Here is an 18941-nt window from a genome sequence, read left to right as displayed (position 1 = left end):
CGCAATGTCCGAAATCATCGTCAACCTTCCCTTCAGCCGGGAAGAGTACGCCCAGCGTATCGCCAAGACGCGCAGTGCCATGCAGGCCAAAGGCATCGAGCTGCTGATCGTCACCGATCCATCCAACATGGCCTGGCTGACCGGCTATGACGGCTGGTCGTTCTACGTACACCAGTGCGTGCTGCTGGCGCTGGATGGCGAGCCGGTGTGGTTTGGCCGTGGCCAGGATGCCAATGGCGCCAAGCGCACGGTGTTCATGGAGCAGGCGAACATCATCGGTTACCCCGATCACTACGTGCAGTCCACCGAGCGGCACCCAATGGATTATCTGTCCAGGGACGTGATCGCCGCCCGTGGCTGGGACAGGCTCAGCATCGGTGTCGAACTGGACAACTACTACTTCAGCGCTGCGGCCTATGGGTCGCTGCAGCGCAACCTTGGCAATGCGCGTTTCATCGATGCTACGGCGCTGGTCAACTGGCAGCGGGCGATCAAGTCGTCCACCGAAATCGGCTACATGCGCATCGCGGCGAAGATCGTCGAGAAGATGCACGCCGCCATCTTCGAGAAGATCGAGCCGGGCCTGCGCAAGAACGAGCTGGTCGCCGAAATCTACCGTACCGGCATCCTCGGTGCCGACGGCCACGGTGGTGATTACCCGGCCATCGTGCCGCTGCTGCCCACCGGCGCGGATGCCAGTGCGCCGCACCTGACCTGGGATGACTCGCCGATGGTCAACGGCGCCGGCACCTTTTTCGAGATCGCCGGCTGCTACAAGCGCTATCACTGCCCGCTGTCGCGCACCGTCTACCTGGGCAAGCCGCCCCAGCATTTTCTCGATGGCGAGAAGGCCGTGGTCGAAGGCATCGCTGCCGGCCTGGAGGCAGCCAAGCCGGGCAACACCACCGGCGATATCGCCCGCGCGTTTTTCAAGGTGCTGGAGAAGTTCGGCATCCACAAGGACAGCCGCTGCGGCTACCCCATTGGTATCAGTTATCCACCGGACTGGGGCGAGCGCACCATGAGCCTGCGGCCGAGTGACGAGAGCGTGCTGCAGCCAGGGATGACCTTCCACTTCATGCCGGGCCTGTGGCTGGACGACTGGGGGCTGGAGATCACCGAATCGATCCTGATCACCGACCGCGGCGTGGAAACCTTCTGCGACGTGCCGCGCAAGCTGTTCGTGAAGGACTGACTGGCTATACCTCTATCTGGTAGGAGCCGGCTTGCCGGCGATGCTTTCGTAAAGTAGATCGCCGGCAAGCCGGCTCCTACGGGGCGTTCCTCGGCGGGGCGCCGCGAAGCCTTTCCACAAACCTTTTACCCCGATGTTGGATGCCATTCATGACCCAACTCCGTGACAACCCCATCAGCCCCACCGTCGACTTCGACCGTGACGGCGTGCAGCATGGCTTCCTCAAGCTGCCCTACTCCCGCGACGACTCCGCCTGGGGTGCGGTGATGATTCCGCTTACCGTGGTGAAGAATGGCAGCGGCCCCACGGCGCTGTTCACTGGCGGCAATCATGGCGACGAATACGAAGGCCCGCTGTCTCTGAGCAAGCTGGCACAGACCCTGCGCGCCGAGGATGTCAGCGGGCGGATCATCATTGTGCCGTTCATGAATACGCCTGCCGTGCACGCCGGTACCCGCACCTCGCCAATCGACAAGGGCAATCTGAACCGCAGCTTTCCTGGCAAGCCCGACGGCACCGTGACGCAGAAGATCGCCGACTACTTTCAGCGCACCCTGCTGCCCATGGCCGATGTGGTGCTAGACATCCATTCCGGTGGCAGGACGCTGGACTTCCTGCCTTTCGCTGCCTGCCACGTGCTGGCCGACAAGACCCAGGATGCCGCCTGCGAGGCTGGCATGCGCGCCTTCGCCGCGCCCTACTGCATGCGCATGCTGGAGCTCGATGCGGTGGGCATGTACGACACCGCCGCCGAGGAACAGGGCAAGATTTTCGTCACCACCGAGCTGGGCGGCGGTGGCAGCAGTACGGCCAGGAGCCTGGCCATTGCCGAGCGTGGCGTGCGCAACCTGCTGATCCATTTCGGCCTGCTGGCCGGGGAAATCGAGGCCTATGAGTCAGTGATGCTCGATATGCCCGACGGCGACTGCTTCGTCGCCAGCGAAGATGATGGCCTGCTGGAAATGTGCCGCGACCTTGGCGACCCTGTGGAAAAGGGCGAGGTGATTGCCCGCGTCCACAGCGCCCGACGTACCGGTGCGCTGGCCATCGAGTACCGCGCAAAACGCAGCGGCCTGCTCGCCGCCCGGCATTTCCCCGGGTTGGTGAAAGGCGGCGACACCCTTGCCGTGATCGCTGACGTGGTCGGCTGATATGCACAAGCTCGATCGCTACGACCTGAAGATCCTGCGCATCCTTTCCGAGGACGGGCGGATCACCAAGTCGGCCCTTGCCGAGGCGATCAACCTTTCGGTGACCCCGGCCTGGGAGCGTGTGCGCAAGCTGGAGGCGGCCGGGCTGGTCAAAGGCTATCGCGCGCAGATCGACTGGGCCGCGATGTTCAAGACCCAGCAAGTGCTGGTGGAGATCACCCTCGCCCGCCACACCGCCCAGGACATGCGGCGTTTCGAGCAGCGCCTGGGTGAGGCGCCGGAAGTCGCCTTCTGCTACGCCACGGGTGGCGGCGTCGACTACATCGCCATGATCCGTGCCCGCGACATCGATCACTATCAGCGTTTCGTCGATCAGCTATTGCTGGAAGACCTCGGTATCGAGCGCTATTTCACCTACATCGTCACCAAGACCATCAAGCAGGACAACGCTGGCGCGCCTTCCGAGCTTGGCGACGAGTGAGGCGCAATTACAGCTTGGTTTTTACCGCTTGCAGCGCGTCGCCGCCGTCTCGGGTGGTCACGCCGTCGAGCCAGCCATCGAGCACCTCGGGGTTGGCCTTGATCCAGGTCTTGATGGCCGTGGCATTGGCGACCTTCCCGTTCAGCACCTGATCCATGATGGTGTTCTCCATCTCCTGGGTGAACTTCAGGTTGGTCAGCAGTTTGCCGACATTCGGGCACTCGGCCACGTAGCCCTTGCGCGCCAGGGTGTTGACCGAGCCGGTGCTGCCGAAGAATTTCTCGCCGCCCTTGAGGTATTGCATGTCGTACTGGATGTTCATCGGGTGCGGTGTCCAGCCGAGGAACACCACGAACTGGCCACGCTTCTCGGCCCTCCCGACCTGCACCAGCATGGCCTGCTCGCTGGACTCGACCAGTTCCCAGTCGCCGAGATCGAACTCGTTGTTGGCGATCATCTGGCGGATATAGTCATTGGCCGGTGAGCCGGAGCCGATGCCGTAGATTTTCTTGCCGAAGCGCGCGGCGAATTTGTGCAGATCCTTGAAGTCCTGCACGCCCTCTTCGTAGGCGTAGGTCGGTACGGCCAGGGTGTATTCGGTGCCACCGAGGTTCTCCACCACCTTGTCGACCTGGCCGCTGGTGACGTAGCGCTCGTAGTCGTGTTGGCCGGCCGGCATCCAGTTGCCGAGGAATACATCGACCTGGCCCTTCTGCAAACCGGCGAAGATGATCGGCACTGCGAGGGTGCGGGTCTGCGGTTTGTAGCCGAGGCCGTCAAGCAGCAGGCTGGCGATGCCGTTGGTGACCGCGATGTCGCTCCAGCCTGGGTCGGCAAGGCTGACAGTGGCGCACTTGGCGTCTTCCGCCAGGCTGTGGAAGCTGGCACTCATGGCCAGCAGGCTGACAGCGATCACGGTCTTCATAGGCTTCATCGGCATCGTCCTTTTGCATGGGGAGCCGTAACCCTAGGGCCGTCAGCACGGCAGTGCAAGCCAATTGGCGCTGAAAATCGGCAAGCCTGTATCGATCATCTGGATTCATTCAGCAGTTGGACAGCAGGCTCCATACATACTGTTAAACAGCATGACCGCTGGTCGAGGGGGTGGCGAAAAAATTGAACTTGCCGTCGATTTCACTTGTCCGTCCTGCGGGACGAGCGGAGTGCCCCCTCTCTATTTCATCAATGTTACAAGTGGCTGATTCAGGAAAGGATTCACGGCGGCTTGGGTATCTTCAAGGTCATCACGTTGAATAAATTTTTCCTTTCTCTGTTTCTCGGTGGCGCCCTGTGCTGCGCCGCTGTCGGTAATGCCTCCGCCAGTTTTCGTGTTCACCTGCAGGACGGCAGCAGCCGCGTGGTGCCGCCGGCCAAGGTCGAGCACACGCCGGCGCAAAGCGTGGTCAAACGCGCCATGGGTGCCTTGGGCACGCCCTACCGCTGGGGCGGTACCAGCCTGGAGCGTGGCTTCGACTGCAGCGGCCTGGTCAACTATGCGTTCAAGAAGGTCGACGACCTCGAACTGCCGCGCACCTCCCGTGCCCTGTCCCGGGTCGATGGCCCCAAGGTGGCCAAGGGCGATCTGGAGCCTGGTGACCTGCTGTTCTTCCGCATCCGCGGGCGCAGCGTCGATCACGTCGCCATCTACCTGGGCAACGACCGCTTCATTCACGCGCCACGACGCGGCACCAACGTACGTATCGACAAGCTCAGCGACGGCTACTGGAAAAAGCATTTCCAGCTGGCTCGCCGGGTGATGCCGGAAGAAACGCAGCTGGCCAGCAACGGCTGACGGAGCTGGTGGAACGACTGTTGTAAGGCGATAGCGGCCGGTGGATGCAGAGCTTTCTTTTTGTAGGAGTGGCTTTAGCCGCGAGCTCTATTGAAGAGCAAAGAGCTCGCGGCTAAAGCCACTCCCACGAGATCGCGACACTCCGCTTCCGCTTCCGTCTTCAAGCCGCCACCGATGAAGCCGTCTGCCACTCGGCGGGCGGGCTGTCCTGGCGTGGGTGCAGGCGGTACACTGCGCGCCGCTCGTGGCCATGTCGGTCGCGGCAATGGGTTCCCTAACCCCATTTCACGAAAAAGGACATGCCATGACCCTGCTTCCTGCATCGGTCAGCCGCGCCGTATTGGCTGCGCTGATCGCGTTTCACATCCTCATCATCATCGCCAGCAACTACCTGGTGCAGCTGCCGATCACCATTTTCGGCTGGCACACCACCTGGGGCGCCTTCAGCTTTCCGTTCATCTTCCTGGCTACCGACCTGACCGTGAGGCTGATCGGCAAGCACGCTGCGCGCGTGGTCATCGCCCGAGTGATGGTGCCGGCACTGATCGCCTCCTATATCGTTTCGGTGCTCTTCCACGAGGGCGCCTTCGGCGGCGTGGCGGCCCTCGGCGAATTCAACCTGTTCGTGTTCCGTATCGCCATGGCCAGTTTTCTTGCCTATGCCCTTGGCCAGTTTCTGGATATCCAGGTATTCGATCGCCTGCGGCGCATGCGCCAGTGGTGGGTCGCGCCTACCGCCTCGACCATCTTTGGCAACCTGCTCGATACCTTTGTGTTTTTCTCGGTGGCCTTCTGGCATAGCGACGATCCGTTCATGGCCGCCAACTGGCTGGAGATCGCCACGGTGGATTACGTGATCAAGCTGGCCATCAGCCTGATTCTGTTCGTGCCGCTGTACGGCATGCTGCTCAGCGCCATCGTGCGGCGTCTTCCGCAGCGCAGCGTATCTGCCTGACTGGCGGCAAAAACCAACTGCCTGTCCGGCGTCTTCAGAAAAAACTGCGGTAGCGCCACCCCGGCTTGGGAAAAATACCAGGCCGCCCTTCTTTAGCATGTCTCCCACGCCCACCGGCCCGGAGACATCGCCATGCCCCTCGACCACCCCCTGCTGTTCAAATCGCTGTGCTACATCGATGGTCACTGGGTACATAGTGACGATGGCTCCAGCGTTGCCGTGCAAAATCCTGCCGACTGCAGCGTGATCGGCCATGTGCCGATGCTTGGCCAGCCCCAGATCGTCGCTGCCGTGGATGCCGCCCAGCGTGCTTTCGGCGCCTGGCGTGACCAGAGCCTGGAACATCGCGGCGCTTTGTTGCGTCGCTGGGCCGAGCTGATCCTGCTGCATCAGGAAGACCTGGCGCGCATCCTCAGCGAGGAACAGGGCAAACCCCTGGCCGAGGCCCGTGGCGAGATCCGCTATGCCGCCAGCTTCATTCCCTGGTTCGCCGAAGAAGCGCGGCGCCTCTATGGGCAGACCATTCCCAGCCATATTCCCGGCGCTCACCTTGGCACGCTGAAGGAGCCGGTGGGCGTCTGCGCCCTGCTCACCCCGTGGAATTTTCCCTGCGCGATGATTACCCGCAAGGCCGCTGCCGCACTGGCGGCGGGATGCACCGTGGTGGTCAAGCCGGCCCACGAAACACCCTACTCTGCCTTCGCCCTGGCGCAGTTGGCCGAGGAAGCGGGCTTCCCCGCCGGCGTGTTCAATGTGGTGCTCGGTGAGCCGCAGATGGCCATGGAAACCCTCGTCAGCGATGCTCGCGTGCGCTCGGTGAGCTTCACCGGCTCGACCCGGGTCGGCAAGCTGGTGCTTCAGGCTGCTGCTACGGATGTGAAGAAGGTGGCGCTGGAACTAGGCGGCAACGCGCCGCTGATCGTCTGTGACGACGCCGATCTAGATCACGCGGTACAGGTCGCGCTGGACGCCAAGTTCCAGACCTCCGGTCAGGATTGCTGCGCCGCCAACCGAATCCTGGTGCAGCGCCCAGTCTACGAAGCCTTTCTGCAGCGCTTCGCCAAGGCTGTGCGTGGTTTGAGCGTCGGCCCCGGCCTGGAGGATCGTCATGCCATCGGCCCGTTGATGCACCAGGCTGCCGTGGATGTGACGGCCGAGCGCGTCGCCGATGCCCTGGATAAAGGTGCGCGCCTGCTGGTTGGCGGCGAACCCCATGTTCTCGGCGGCTGGTTCTGGCAGCCGACGCTGCTGGCCGATGTCACCGACGCCATGCGCATCTATCGTGAAGAGAACTTCGCGCCCATCGCCGGCGTGCGCGCCTTCGACACGCTCGATGAGGCGGTGGCCATGGCCAATGACACCGAATACGGCCTGGCCGCCTACATCTGTTCCAACCGGCTGGACGTGGTGCAGCCGCTGATCCGCCGGCTGGAGCACGCCATGGTCGCGGTCAACGGCACCAAGTTCACCGGCCACCCGATCCCCTTTGGCGGTATGAAGGCCTCTGGCCTGGGTCGTGAAGGCGGCAGCGACGGCTTCGAAGCCTTCGTCGAGACCAAATATTTCTGCATCCACCATCAGGGCCAGCGGTACTGACGCCCTGCCCCGACTACCTACTCTGAATCCGATGGAGATCGCCATGACCGACTACCAGAAGCTGTTCGAACAGGATCGCGCCCACTTCATGCACCCGTCCACCCACGCCCATGATCATGCCAGCGGCGAGCTGCCAGGCAAGATCATCACCGGCGCGTCCGGCGTGCACATCCGTGATCATCAGGGCCGCGAATACCTCGATGCCTTCGCCGGGCTTTACTGCGTGAACATCGGCTACGGCCGTACCGAGGTGGCCGAGGCGATCTACAAGCAGGCCAAGGAACTGGCCTACTACCACACCTATGTGGGGCACTCCAGCGAGGCGATCATCGAGCTGTCCAGCCGCATCATCGACTGGGCGCCGGCAGGCATGAAGAAGGTCTATTACGGCCTCTCCGGCTCCGATGCCAACGAAACCCAGATCAAACTGGTGCGTTACTACAACAACGTGCTCGGCCGTCCGCTGAAGAAGAAGATCATCTCCCGTCAGCGTGGCTACCATGGCTCGGGAATCATGACCGGCAGCCTCACCGGCTTGGCCGCCTTCCATCAGCATTTCGACCTGCCAGCAGCGGACATCAAGCACGCCGCCTGCCCGCATTTTTACAAGGCGCCGGCAGGCATGGACGAAGCGGCCTTCGTACGCCATTGCGCCGAGGATCTGGAGAAGCTGATTCTTGCCGAAGGTGCGGATACGGTCGCGGCATTCATCGGCGAGCCGGTGATGGGCACCGGTGGCATCATCGTGCCGCCCAAGGGCTACTGGCAGGCGATCCAGGCGGTGCTCGACAAATACGACATCCTGCTGATCGCCGACGAAGTGGTCTGCGCCTTCGGCCGCCTCGGCGACAAGATGGGCAGCCAGCGCTACGGCATGAAGCCTGATCTGATGACCACCGCCAAGGGCCTGACCAGCGCCTATGCGCCGCTTTCAGCAGTGATCGTCGGCGAGAAGGTGTGGAACGTGATCGACAGCGCTTCGACGCGTGACGGCGCCATGGGGCACGGCTGGACCTACTCCGGCCATCCTATCTGTGCCGCCGCAGCCCTGGCCAACCTGGATATCCTCGAACGGGAAAACATCACCGCCAACGCTGCCGATGTTGGCACTTACCTCAACGCGCAACTGCGTCAGACGTTCGAGGGGCATCCGCTGGTCGGTGAAGTGCGTGGTGACGGCATGCTCGCCGCGCTGGAGTTCATGGCCGACAAGGACGCCCGCACGCCCTTCGACCCTGCGCTAAAGGTCGGCCCGAAAGTGTCGGCGGCCTGCCTGGAGCGCGGCATGATCGCCCGCGCCATGCCCCACGGCGACATTCTTGGTTTCGCGCCGCCGTTGATCCTCACCAAGGCGCAGGCCGATGAAGTCGTCGCCATCGCCAAGGCCGCCGTGGATGCAGTCGCTAACGACGTGCTTTGAGTCTATCCGTAGGGTGGATCGGGGCGCGTAGCCGACGCTTCATCCATCCACCGCCACGTCCTTTTGGTGGATGAAAAAAGCGTCATCCACCCTACCTGTACGGCCCAAGCAAAAACGCCGGCGACCTGTGAAGGTAGCCGGCGTTTTCATTTGTGCGGCTTAGCCCCGCGATTGAATCGCCATCGGCAACGCCTGCAGACGCGACAGATGCAGGGCTACGGCCAGGGAGACCAGCAACAGCGAGCCGATGAACAGGCCCAGGCTGTCCCAGCCGCCAGCCTGCCAGAACACGCCGCCCAAGGTGCCAGCGACGCTGGAGCCCAGGTAGTAGCAGAACAGGTACAGCGACGATGCCTGGCCCTTCGCCTGAGTGGCGCGGCGGCCGATCCAGCTGCTCGACACCGAGTGGGCGCCGAAGAAGCCGAAGGTGAACAGCAGCATGCCGACCAGGATTACCGGCAGCACGTCGAACAGCGTCAGCACCAGGCCGGCCAGCATCAGGCCGATCACCGCCCAGAGCACCTTGCGACGGCCCAGCTTGTCAGCGAGGGCACCGATCTGCGCGGAGCTGTAGATGCCCGACAGGTAAACCACCGAGAGCAGGCCGATACTGGTCTGGTCGAGTTTGAACGGTGCTTCGATCAGGCGGTAGCCGATGTAGTTGAACATCGTCACGAAGGCGCCCATCAGCAGGAAGCCCTGCAGGAACAGCCACGGCAGGCCGGCATCGCGAAACTGCAGGGTGTAGCCCTGCAGCAGGCTGCGTGGGCGTAGCGAGCGTGGGTGGAAGTTGCGCGACTCGGGCAGCAGGCGCCAGAACAGCCCACCGGCCAGCAGGCCCAGGCTGCCGAGCGTGCCCAGCACCGCGTGCCAGGACATGAAGTCCACCAGTACGCCACTGAGCAGACGGCCGCTCATGCCACCGATGGCGTTGCCGCCGATGTATACGCCCATGGCCAGGCCCAGGTGCAGCGGGTCGATTTCTTCGCTCAGGTAGCTCATGGCCACGGCCGCCAGGCCGCTGAGGGCCAGGCCGACCAGGGCACGCATGACCAGCACGCCTTCCCAGGTCGGCATCAGCGCGCTGCCGACGGTGAACACAGCGGCGGCGAGTAGCGACACGACCATCACCGGCTTGCGCCCGAGCGCATCGGACAGTGGCCCGGTTATCAACAGGCCCACGGCCAGGGTGATGGTGGAAACGGACAGGATCAGGCTGCTTTGCGCGGCGCTGAGATCGAACTGCTGCGCCAGCATCGGCATCATCGGCTGCACGCAATAGAGCAGAGCAAAAGTGGCGAAACCACCGGAACACATGGCGAGGATGGTGCGCAGGAAGGCACGGGTGCCTTTCTGGATATAAACAGGCTCTGCGACAACGCTGCGGGAGGCAGGCTCTTCAATGTTGGCGGGAACGCACTCGTTGGGTGCGTGTGGAACGGGCTGACTCATTACTACCTCTTGAACACTAATTTTTCCCAGGCGAAACGCTGCCGTATGCGCAGGCGGATGCCGGCATGGCTTGGTTTTTTGTAATTGGGAATGGTCACAAGGATAAATAGGCGAGCAAGTTCTTTCCAATATAATATTCGACACGATCGATATGTTTTACGACCTATGGAGGATTCATGGAGCTGCGCCATTTGCGTTACTTCGTGGCCGTCGCCGAAGAACTGCATTTCGGCCGCGCCGCCGAGCTGCTGGGTATTTCCCAACCACCGCTGAGTCAGCAGATCCAGGCGCTGGAGCAGGAGCTCGGGGTTCGTCTGTTCGAGCGCAGCAACCGCCATGTGGCGCTCACCGATGCTGGGCGACTGTTTCTCGAGGAGACTCGCCAGACTCTGGCCCAGGTCAGCAAGTCGGTGGATGTGGTGCGCCGCGCCGAACAGGGCGAGATCGGCGAACTGCAGATCGGTTTCACCGCATCGGCGCCGTTCGTGTCGATCATTCCGCGGGCAGTGTTCGCTTTTCGCCAGGCGTTTCCGGCGGTGCACCTCAATCTGCAGGAAATGACCAGCCGCCAGGTCAGCCAGGCGCTGCTGGAAAAGAAACTGCAGATCGGCATGATTCGCCCGCTGGAGCTGCCCGCCGAGCTGGACGCGGTGGAGCTACTCAGCGAACCGCTGGTGGCGCTGCTGCATGCCGGTCACCCGTTGGCTGGCGAGCAGGATCGCGGCTTGGCCTTGGCGGAGCTGGCTGATGAGCCCTTCGTGTTCTTCCCGCGCAGTTACGGCAGCGGCCTGTACGGTCAGTTGTTCAACCTGGCGCGGCAGGCCGGGTTCAGTCCACGGATCACCCAGGAGGCACACGAAGCATTGACCATCATCGGTCTGGTGGCCGCGGGCCTTGGTGTGTCCGTGTTGCCGGCCTCGTTCCGACGCATCCGCATCGATGGCGTGGTGTTCCGCACCCTGATGGATGCCGATGCCACCACAGCGGTATGGCTGGTCAAACGCCGCCAGGAACATTCGCCGCTGGCTCAGGCCTTTATCGATCTGCTGACTCGGGAAGTGCAGGCGATGAAGTAGGCGGGTCTGGAAACTGCTTTGCGTAGCCTGGGTATCGCTGCGCTCAACCGCAGGCTACGGGATACGACGTGATTCAGGCGCTGGCGTTTTTATCCAACTTGCGCAGGAATACGCTCATTTCCTTTTCCGCCTGCTTGTCGCCTTTGCCCTGTGCGGCTTGTAAACCGCTCTGCCAGGCGGCGCGGGCGGCATCGGGGTTGCCGGCGGCCTGGTGGGCCTTGCCCAGCAGCTTCCACGCGGCCGAATACTGCGGGTCATGCTCGATACAGCGTTGCAGGTGTTCGGCTGCCTGCGCCGCCTCGCCAGTATCCAGATAGCCCTTGCCCAGGCCGAAGCGCAGCAGCGAGTTATCCACACCCTTGGCGAGCATCTTTTCCAGTGCTTCGGTGCTCATGACGTGCTCCCTAGAAGAAGGTCAGGCCAACCTGGAATAGCCGCTCGACATCGCGAATGTGTTTCTTGTCCATCAGGAACAGGATCACATGGTCGCCGGATTCGATCATCGTGGCGTCGTGGGCGATAAGCACCTGATCGTTGCGAATGATCGCGCCGATGCTGGTGCCGGGTGGCAGGGAAATATCCTTGATTGCCTTGCCCACCACTTTGCTCGAGCGCGTATCGCCGTGGGCAATCACCTCCAGGGCTTCGGCGGCGCCGCGGCGCAGCGAGTGAACGCTTTCGATATCGCCGCGGCGTACGTGGGTCAGCAGGCTGCCGATGGTCGCCAACTGCGGACTGATGGCGATGTCGATCTCGCCGCCCTGAATCAGGTCGACGTAGGCCGGGTTGTTGATCAGCGTCATCACCTTGCGTGCGCCCAGGCGCTTGGCGAGCAGCGACGACATGATGTTGGCTTCGTCGTCGTTGGTCAGGGCCAGGAAGATGTCGGCATCCTTGATGTTCTCTTCCACCAGCAGGTCGCGGTCGGAGGAGCTGCCCTGCAGCACGATGGTGCTTTCCAGGTTCTCCGAGAGGTAGCGGCAGCGCGCCGGGTTCATCTCGATGATCTTCACCTGATAGCGGCTTTCGATGGCTTCGGCGAGGCGCTCGCCGATGTTGCCACCGCCGGCGATCACCACGCGCTTGTAGCCTTCTTCGAGTCGGCGCATTTCGCTCATTACCGCGCGGATATCGGCTTTGGCGGCGATGAAGAACACCTCGTCATCGGCTTCGATCACCGTATCGCCCTGGGGCATGATGGCCCGGTCGCGGCGGAAGATCGCCGCCACTCGGGTGTCGACCTTGGGCATATGCTCGCGCAATTGGCGCAGTTGCTGGCCGACCAGCGGGCCGCCGTAGTAGGCCTTGACCGCCACCAGCTGGGCTTTGCCGTCGGCGAAGTCGATAACCTGCAGGGCGCCGGGGTATTCGATCAGGCGCTTGATGTAGTTGGTCACCACCTGCTCGGGGCTGATCAGCACGTCGATGGGGATAGCTTCGTTGTCGAACAGCCCGGCGCGGGTCAGGTAGGCCGGCTCGCGCACGCGGGCGATTTTGGTCGGCGTGTGGAACAGCGTGTAGGCCACCTGGCAGGCGATCATGTTGACTTCGTCGCTGTTGGTCACCGCCACCAGCATGTCGGCATCATCCGCGCCGGCCTGACGCAGTACGGTCGGGAACGAGCCTTTGCCCTGCACCGTGCGTATATCGAGGCGGTCACTGAGGGCGCGCAGGCGGTCGCCGTCGGTGTCGACCACGGTGATGTCGTTGGCTTCGCTGGCCAGGTGTTCGGCCAGTGTGCCGCCGACCTGGCCGGCGCCGAGGATGATGATTTTCATCGGCTTGCTCCAACCGCTGCGATCTTGATCAGCTTGGCGTAGTAGAAACCGTCATGGCCGTCCTGCTGGGCGAGCAGTTGCCGACCGTGGGGCTGTGACAGGCCGAAGGGGCCGGCGATGTCGAGTTCACGGGCCCCTGGTGTGCGTTCGAGGAACGCGCCGATCACCTCGGTATTTTCTGTCGGCAGGGTCGAGCAGGTGGCGTAGAGCAGAATGCCGCCGACTTCCAGGGTGGGCCACAGCGCGTCGAGCAGTTCGCCCTGCAGTGTGGCCAGCGCCGGAATGTCATCGGGCTGGCGGGTCAGCTTGATGTCCGGATGGCGACGGATCACACCGGTGGCCGAGCAGGGCGCATCGAGGAGAATGCGCTGGAACGCTTTGCCGTCCCACCAGGCAGCGGTATCGCGGCCATCGGCGGCGATCAGCGTGGCATCGAGCTGCAGGCGGTCGAGGTTCTCGCGTACGCGCACCAGGCGCTTGGCTTCCAGGTCGACGGCGACCACCTGTTGCAGCCCAGGCTCGGCTTCGAGCAGGTGGCAGGTCTTGCCACCGGGGGCCGCACAGGCGTCCAGCACGCGTTGCCCGGGCGCCAGTTGCAGTAGGTCGGCAGCCAACTGCGCGGCTTCGTCCTGCACGCTGACGTGGCCCTCGGCGAAGCCCGGCAGCAGGGTCACGTCACAGGCCTGCAGCAGGCGGATGCCATCGCGGCTGAAGACACAGGGCTCCGCTTCGAAACCGACCTGACGCAGCTGGGCGAGATAGTCATCGCGGCTGCCATGGCGACGGTTGACCCGCAGGATCAGTGGCGGATGGGCGTTGTTGGCCGCGCAGATCGCCTGCCAGTACTCGGGCCAGAAGGCCTTGAGTTGTTTTTGCAGCCAGCGCGGATGGGCGGTGTGCAGCACCGGATCGCGATCCAGTTCGGCCAGCAGGCTCTCGCTGTCGCGCTGGGCGTTGCGCAGCACGGCATTGAGCAGGCCTTTGGCCGAGGTCTTCTTCAGTTTGTCGACGCAGCCGACGGTCTCGCCGATCGCCGCATGGGCGGGAATCCGCGTGTAAAACAGTTGGTAGAGGCCGATCAGCAGCAGGGCTTCGAGGTCGCGATCACCATCTTTGAAGGGTTTGCGCAGCAGCTTGTCGGCGATCAGCGCCAGGCGTGGTTGCCAGCGCGCGGCGCCGAAGGCCAGATCCTGGGCAAGACCGCGGTCGCGTGCCTCGACCTTGTCGAGCAGCGGTGGCAGGCTGCTGCCCAGCGAGGCCTTGCCTTCGAGTACCGTCGCCAGGGCGCGGGCGGCCGCCAGCCTGGGGTTCATACCAGCACCGTGCCGACGGCGAACTGCTCGCGGCGGCTGTTGTACAGGTCGGTGAAGTTCAGCGCTTTGCCGCCGGGTAATTGCAGGCGAGTGAGCAGCAGGGCGCCGTTACCGCAGGCAACGGTCAGGCCGTCCTTGCTGGCGGCGAGGATTTCACCGGGCTGGCCCAGGCCCTCAGCGAGGCGTGCGGCCAGCACCTTGAGCGGCGCGTCGTTGAGGGTGCTGTGGCAGATCGGCCAGGGGTTGAAGGCACGGATCCGTCGCTCCAGCTCGTCGGCCGGGCGTGCCCAGTCGAGGCGTGCCTCGTCCTTGTTCAGCTTGTGGGCGTAGTTGGCCGCGGCGTCGTCCTGCACCTCACCCATCAAGGTGCCACTTGCCAGACCGGCGATGGCCTCGATTACCGCAGGTGGGCCGAGTTCGGCGAGGCGGTCATGCAGGCTACCGCCGGTGTCCTCGGCGGTGATCGGCGTACGTACTTTGAGCAGCATCGGCCCGGTATCCAGGCCGGCTTCCATCTGCATCACGGTGACGCCGCTTTCTGCATCGCCAGCCTGCACCGCGCGCTGGATCGGCGCGGCGCCGCGCCAGCGAGGCAGCAGGGACGCGTGGCTGTTGATGCAGCCGAAGCGCGGGATATCGAGCACCACCTGCGGCAGGATCAGCCCGTAGGCGACCACCACCAACAGATCTGGTGCCAGCGCGGCCAGCTCGGCCTGTGCCGCTGCATCACGCAGGCTCGGCGGTTGCAGCACGGGAATGTCGTGTTCCAGGGCAAGCTGCTTGACCGGGCTGGGCATCAGTTTCTGCCCGCGGCCCGCAGGGCGATCCGGTTGGGTGTACACCGCGACGATCTGGTGCGGCGTGTCGAGCAGCGCCTTGAGGTGGGCGGCGGCGAATTCCGGGGTGCCGGCGAATACGATACGCAGAGCTTCGGTCATGGTGTCTCGCGGTTGCTGGGAAGCGCTGGCCTGGCCGTGCGTCTCACCTGAAAAAGAAAAGGCTCGCGAAGCAAGCCTTTGGGTTGAATGCGATCAATCTTGCTGGCGATGCAGCTTTTCCAGCTTCTTCTTGATGCGGTCACGCTTGAGCGTAGACAGATAGTCGACGAACAGTTTGCCGTTGAGGTGATCGCACTCGTGCTGGATGCACACGGCCAACAGGCCTTCGGCGATCATCTCGAATGGCTGACCGTCGCGATCCAGGGCGTTGATCTTGACCTTCTGCGGGCGGTCGACGTTCTCGTAGAAGCCGGGCACCGAGAGGCAGCCTTCCTGGTACTGATCCATTTCCTCGGTGAGCGACTCGAAGACCGGGTTGATAAACACCAGCGGTTCGCTCTTGTCTTCGGACAGATCCATGACCACCACCCGCTTGTGCACGTTCACCTGGGTCGCGGCGAGGCCGATACCGGGGGCGTCATACATGGTTTCGAACATGTCGTCGATCAGTTGGCGCAGGGCCTCATCGACCACGTCCACCGGTTTGGCGATGGTACGCAGGCGTGGATCGGGAAATTCGAGGATGTTTAAAATCGCCATATGCGTTTGTGATGCACTTGTGGAATAAATTCAAAATCCGCTGCTAAGATGGCGGCAGCATCGAAAAACGGCTTCACGCCGCGGTTTTACTGGGTTCTGTCGCGGCGCTAGGGCGCTTCACGCGAAGCCACATAATAAAGGGATTCACCGCATGAGGAAATCACTACTCGCCCTGTTGCTGGTCGCTGCTAGCGGCATGGCGCACGCCGAGGTGCAGCTCAAGGAAGGCCACCCCGACCGTTACACGGTCGTGAAGGGCGATACCCTCTGGGATATTTCCGGCAAGTTTCTGCGTCAGCCCTGGAAATGGCCGGAAATCTGGCACGCCAATCCGCAGGTGGAAAACCCGCACCTGATCTATCCGGGCGACCTGCTGAGCCTGGTTTATATCGACGGTCAGCCGCGTCTGATGCTCGGTCGTGGCGAATCGCGCGGCACCATCAAGCTGTCGCCGAAAGTGCGCAGCACGCCGATGGCGGAAGCCATTCCGACCATTCCGCTGGAGGCGATCAACAGTTTTCTGCTGAAGAACCGTATCGTCGATACCCCGGAAGAGTTCCAGCGCGCACCTTATATCGTCGCCGGCAATGCCGAGCGTGTGGTCAGTGGCGCCGGTGATCGCGTTTATGCCCGTGGCACCTTCGACCCGGCCGCGCCGGTGTACGGCATCTTCCGTCAGGGCAAGACTTACACGGATCCGGATACCAAGGAATTCCTCGGTATCAACGCCGATGACATCGGCGGCGGTGAAATCGTTGCCGAAGAAGAGAGCGTCGGTACCCTCAACCTGACCCGCACCACCCAGGAAGTGCGTAACGGCGACCGTCTGTTCGCCACCGAGGAGCGGGCTATCAACTCGTCGTTCATGCCCAGCGAGCCGACCACGGAGATCAAGGGCCTGATCCTCGATGTACCGCGTGGTGTCAGCCAGATCGGTCAGTTCGACGTGGTCACCCTGAACAAGGGCGCCCGTGACGGTCTGGAGATCGGCAACGTGCTGGCCGTCTACAAGACCGGCGAAACGGTACGCGACCGGGTTACCGGTGAGTCAGTGAAGATCCCTGACGAGCGCGCCGGTCTGCTGATGGTGTTCCGCACCTACGAGAAGCTCAGCTACGGCATGGTTCTCAATGCCTCGCGGCAGTTGGCAGTGATGGATAAGGTTCGCAACCCGTAACATCAAACCAGCCCCGCTTCTGCGGGGCTTGTGTTTTCTACTCCCGCCGCTTTGGCGGCGCGACCGATCAAGGATGATCAGCCATGTCGCAATTCCCCCGTGCATTGTCTCCCGCCGAACTCGAAGCCCGCCTGCGCCTGCATTGTCTGCCGGAGTTGGGGCCGAAGCGTTTCCACAAACTGCTCAGTGCGTTCGACAGCGCGTCTGCTGCACTGAGCGCGCCGGCGACTGCCTGGCGCTCGCTTGGATTACCCGTGGCGTGTGCAGAGGCGCGGCGCAGCCCACAGGTGCGCGAGCGGGCGAGGCTGAGTCTGGAGTGGTTGCAGAAACCGGGTCAGCAGCTGCTGATGTGGGACGACCCCCATTATCCTGCCTTGCTGGCAGAAATCCCCGACGCGCCGCCGTTGCTATTCGTTGCCGGCGACCCGGCGCTGCTGGAGCGACCGCAACTGGCCATGGTCGGCAGCCGCCGGGCGTCAAAGCCAGGCCTGGATACTGCGCACAGCTTCGCCCGCAGTCTGGCCCGTGGTGGTTTCGTGATCACCAGCGGGCTGGCGCTGGGCATCGATGGCGCAGCGCATCAGGGCGCACTGGATGTCGACGGGCACACCATCGCCGTGCTCGGTACGGGTTTGCAGTGCCTGTATCCGGCCCGCCACAAGCGTCTGGCTCAGGACATTATCGAGCGGGGCGGGGCGCTGGTCTCGGAACTGCCGCTGGATAGTCCACCCCAGGCCAGCAACTTTCCGAGAAGAAATCGGATAATTTCTGGCCTGTCATTGGGTGTGCTGGTGGTTGAGGCGAGCCCGTCGAGTGGTTCGTTGATCACCGCTCGCCTCGCGGCAGAGCAGGGCCGCGAGGTGTATGCGATTCCCGGCTCCATTCATCATCCGGGCGCCAAGGGTTGCCATCAGTTGATTCGTGACGGCGCTACGCTGGTGGAAAGCATCGACCACATTCTCGAAGCTTTACGCGGCTGGCAGGCATCCAGTGCTGAGCATTCGGCGGTTGCCGAGGCTGCCCCGCAGCCGCCAGCCCACCCGCTGCTGGCGTTGCTGCACGCCGCGCCCCACAGCAGTGAAGCATTGGCCCACTCCAGCGGCTGGGCGCTGCCCGAGGTGCTTGCCGCGTTGACCGAGCTGGAGCTGGACGGGCGCGTTGCCTGCGAAGCCGGGCTTTGGGTGGGCTGCAAGGCGTAATACACTGCGCCCCAGTGTTTTCCGGGGGAGATATTCATGATCACCAGTTGGCAGGTTCAGCAGGCAGCGCGCGTGGTTCGTGCCGGGGGCGTTATCGCTTATCCGACCGAAGCGGTCTGGGGGCTTGGCTGCGATCCCTGGGATGAAATGGCGGTGGATCGCCTGCTGGCGCTGAAGGAAAGGCCCGTGCGCAAGGGCCTGATTCTGGTGGCCGACAACATCCGCCAGTTCGACTTCCTGCTCGAGGATTTGCCCGAGCTCTGGCAGGATCGCCTGGCCAGCACCTGGCCTGGCCCGAATACCTGGCTGGTTCCGCATCAGGATCGCCTGCCGGAGTGGATCACCGGTGAGCACGACAGCGTTGCCTTGCGGGTCAGCGATCACCCGCGGGTACGCGAGCTGTGCGCCCTGACCGGGCCATTGGTCTCGACCTCCGCGAACCCCGCCGGCCGCCCGGCTGCGCGCTCGCGGTTGCGGGTTGAGCAATACTTTCCAAGGCAGCTGGACGCGGTGCTGGGCGGTGCCCTGGGTGGGCGCCGCAATCCCAGCGTGATTCGCGATCTGGTGACCGGCGACGTGCGTCGCCCGGCCTGATTAAAAAGCACCCGGGCGCGTTCTCTCTCATGCTCCCGGACGTTGGATTTGGTGGGCTAAAGCCCACCCTACGCCACACCCACATGCCCTGTAGGGTGGGCCGGGCGGCGATCCGCTTCAGCCCACTGATGGGTCGCTCAGCGCTCGCTTGCGGGGACGCAGAGCGCCCCTGAAGCTGAGCGTAGGGAGCGATTCGATGCCACCCCTACAGATCCCATGGCCGG

18 protein-coding genes are annotated in these 18941 nt (G+C 63.3%); 11 read left to right on the top strand and 7 right to left on the bottom strand.

The window, feature by feature from the left end; all coding sequences use genetic code 11:
* Positions 1 to 4: 4 nt before the first annotated feature.
* The 3 genes from doeA (at position 5) to ACZ0AI_RS17425 (ending at position 2827) form a co-directional block, all read left to right on the top strand.
* Entirely contained in the window at positions 5 to 1195 is a 1191-nt protein-coding gene (gene doeA, locus ACZ0AI_RS17435; protein WP_463562954.1) for an ectoine hydrolase DoeA, read from the top strand.
* Between the two features lie 149 nt (positions 1196 to 1344).
* A complete protein-coding gene (gene doeB, locus ACZ0AI_RS17430) occupies positions 1345 to 2346 on the top strand; it encodes a N(2)-acetyl-L-2,4-diaminobutanoate deacetylase DoeB (RefSeq protein ID WP_463562953.1) in 1002 nt (333 codons plus the stop codon).
* A gap of 1 nt (position 2347) precedes the next feature.
* Positions 2348 to 2827, top strand: coding sequence for an Lrp/AsnC family transcriptional regulator (locus ACZ0AI_RS17425; RefSeq protein WP_463562952.1), 480 nt, complete (start codon positions 2348 to 2350; stop codon positions 2825 to 2827).
* 7 nt (positions 2828 to 2834) lie between these two features.
* Here ACZ0AI_RS17425 and choX read toward each other — a convergent pair whose 3' ends face one another.
* On the bottom strand, positions 2835 to 3752 hold the full coding sequence (choX, locus tag ACZ0AI_RS17420) for a choline ABC transporter substrate-binding protein (protein WP_463565963.1): 918 nt from the start codon (positions 3750 to 3752) through the stop codon (positions 2835 to 2837).
* A gap of 324 nt (positions 3753 to 4076) precedes the next feature.
* Here choX and ACZ0AI_RS17415 point away from each other — a divergent pair, with 324 nt between their 5' ends.
* The 4 genes from ACZ0AI_RS17415 (at position 4077) to ACZ0AI_RS17400 (ending at position 8590) form a co-directional block, all read left to right on the top strand.
* A complete protein-coding gene (locus ACZ0AI_RS17415; protein ID WP_463562951.1) occupies positions 4077 to 4619 on the top strand; it encodes a C40 family peptidase in 543 nt (180 codons plus the stop codon).
* 304 nt (positions 4620 to 4923) lie between these two features.
* Positions 4924 to 5574 (top strand): 7-cyano-7-deazaguanine/7-aminomethyl-7-deazaguanine transporter, encoded by a 651-nt coding sequence (locus tag ACZ0AI_RS17410; protein WP_463562950.1) that lies wholly within the window; start codon positions 4924 to 4926, stop codon positions 5572 to 5574.
* A 132-nt stretch (positions 5575 to 5706) separates the two neighbouring features.
* Positions 5707 to 7170, top strand: coding sequence for an NAD-dependent succinate-semialdehyde dehydrogenase (locus ACZ0AI_RS17405; protein WP_463562949.1), 1464 nt, complete (start codon positions 5707 to 5709; stop codon positions 7168 to 7170).
* 43 nt (positions 7171 to 7213) lie between these two features.
* Positions 7214 to 8590 (top strand): aminotransferase, encoded by a 1377-nt coding sequence (locus ACZ0AI_RS17400; protein WP_463566168.1) that lies wholly within the window; start codon positions 7214 to 7216, stop codon positions 8588 to 8590.
* 159 nt (positions 8591 to 8749) lie between these two features.
* Here the strand turns inward: ACZ0AI_RS17400 and ACZ0AI_RS17395 are convergent, their stop codons facing one another.
* Positions 8750 to 10042: an MFS transporter gene (locus ACZ0AI_RS17395; RefSeq protein WP_463562948.1), complete on the bottom strand. Its 1293-nt coding sequence runs from the start codon at positions 10040 to 10042 to the stop codon at positions 8750 to 8752.
* Between the two features lie 176 nt (positions 10043 to 10218).
* Here ACZ0AI_RS17395 and ACZ0AI_RS17390 point away from each other — a divergent pair, with 176 nt between their 5' ends.
* The gene (locus tag ACZ0AI_RS17390) at positions 10219 to 11118 is read left to right on the top strand and encodes a LysR family transcriptional regulator (protein WP_463562947.1); all 900 of its coding nucleotides are present in this window, start codon (positions 10219 to 10221) and stop codon (positions 11116 to 11118) included.
* A gap of 73 nt (positions 11119 to 11191) precedes the next feature.
* Here the strand turns inward: ACZ0AI_RS17390 and ACZ0AI_RS17385 are convergent, their stop codons facing one another.
* The 5 genes from ACZ0AI_RS17385 to def all read right to left on the bottom strand — a co-directional run bounded on the left by ACZ0AI_RS17385 (position 11192) and on the right by def (position 15747).
* On the bottom strand, positions 11192 to 11512 hold the full coding sequence (locus ACZ0AI_RS17385; RefSeq protein WP_463562946.1) for a tetratricopeptide repeat protein: 321 nt from the start codon (positions 11510 to 11512) through the stop codon (positions 11192 to 11194).
* A 10-nt stretch (positions 11513 to 11522) separates the two neighbouring features.
* Entirely contained in the window at positions 11523 to 12896 is a 1374-nt protein-coding gene (gene trkA / locus ACZ0AI_RS17380) for a Trk system potassium transporter TrkA (RefSeq protein ID WP_463562945.1), read from the bottom strand.
* Complete coding sequence (gene rsmB / locus ACZ0AI_RS17375) at positions 12893 to 14209, bottom strand: 16S rRNA (cytosine(967)-C(5))-methyltransferase RsmB (protein ID WP_463562944.1); 1317 nt, start codon at positions 14207 to 14209, stop codon at positions 12893 to 12895. The genes trkA and rsmB overlap by 4 nt, the downstream gene beginning before the upstream one ends.
* On the bottom strand, positions 14206 to 15147 hold the full coding sequence (gene fmt, locus ACZ0AI_RS17370; RefSeq protein WP_463562943.1) for a methionyl-tRNA formyltransferase: 942 nt from the start codon (positions 15145 to 15147) through the stop codon (positions 14206 to 14208). Before fmt ends, rsmB begins: the two co-directional genes overlap by 4 nt.
* Positions 15148 to 15240: 93 nt before the next feature.
* The gene (def, locus tag ACZ0AI_RS17365) at positions 15241 to 15747 is read right to left on the bottom strand and encodes a peptide deformylase (RefSeq protein WP_463562942.1); all 507 of its coding nucleotides are present in this window, start codon (positions 15745 to 15747) and stop codon (positions 15241 to 15243) included.
* Positions 15748 to 15898: 151 nt separating this feature from the next.
* Here def and ACZ0AI_RS17360 point away from each other — a divergent pair, with 151 nt between their 5' ends.
* The 3 genes from ACZ0AI_RS17360 to tsaC all read left to right on the top strand — a co-directional run bounded on the left by ACZ0AI_RS17360 (position 15899) and on the right by tsaC (position 18717).
* Positions 15899 to 16924, top strand: coding sequence for a LysM peptidoglycan-binding domain-containing protein (locus ACZ0AI_RS17360; RefSeq protein ID WP_463562941.1), 1026 nt, complete (start codon positions 15899 to 15901; stop codon positions 16922 to 16924).
* Between the two features lie 83 nt (positions 16925 to 17007).
* Positions 17008 to 18123, top strand: coding sequence for a DNA-processing protein DprA (gene dprA, locus ACZ0AI_RS17355; protein WP_463562940.1), 1116 nt, complete (start codon positions 17008 to 17010; stop codon positions 18121 to 18123).
* A 36-nt stretch (positions 18124 to 18159) separates the two neighbouring features.
* Positions 18160 to 18717, top strand: coding sequence for an L-threonylcarbamoyladenylate synthase type 1 TsaC (gene tsaC / locus ACZ0AI_RS17350; protein WP_463562939.1), 558 nt, complete (start codon positions 18160 to 18162; stop codon positions 18715 to 18717).
* Positions 18718 to 18941: the final 224 nt, after the last annotated feature.

Source organism: Pseudomonas sp. AC355 (genome assembly GCF_979258205.1).
This window is presented reverse-complemented; position numbering and strand designations above follow the sequence as displayed.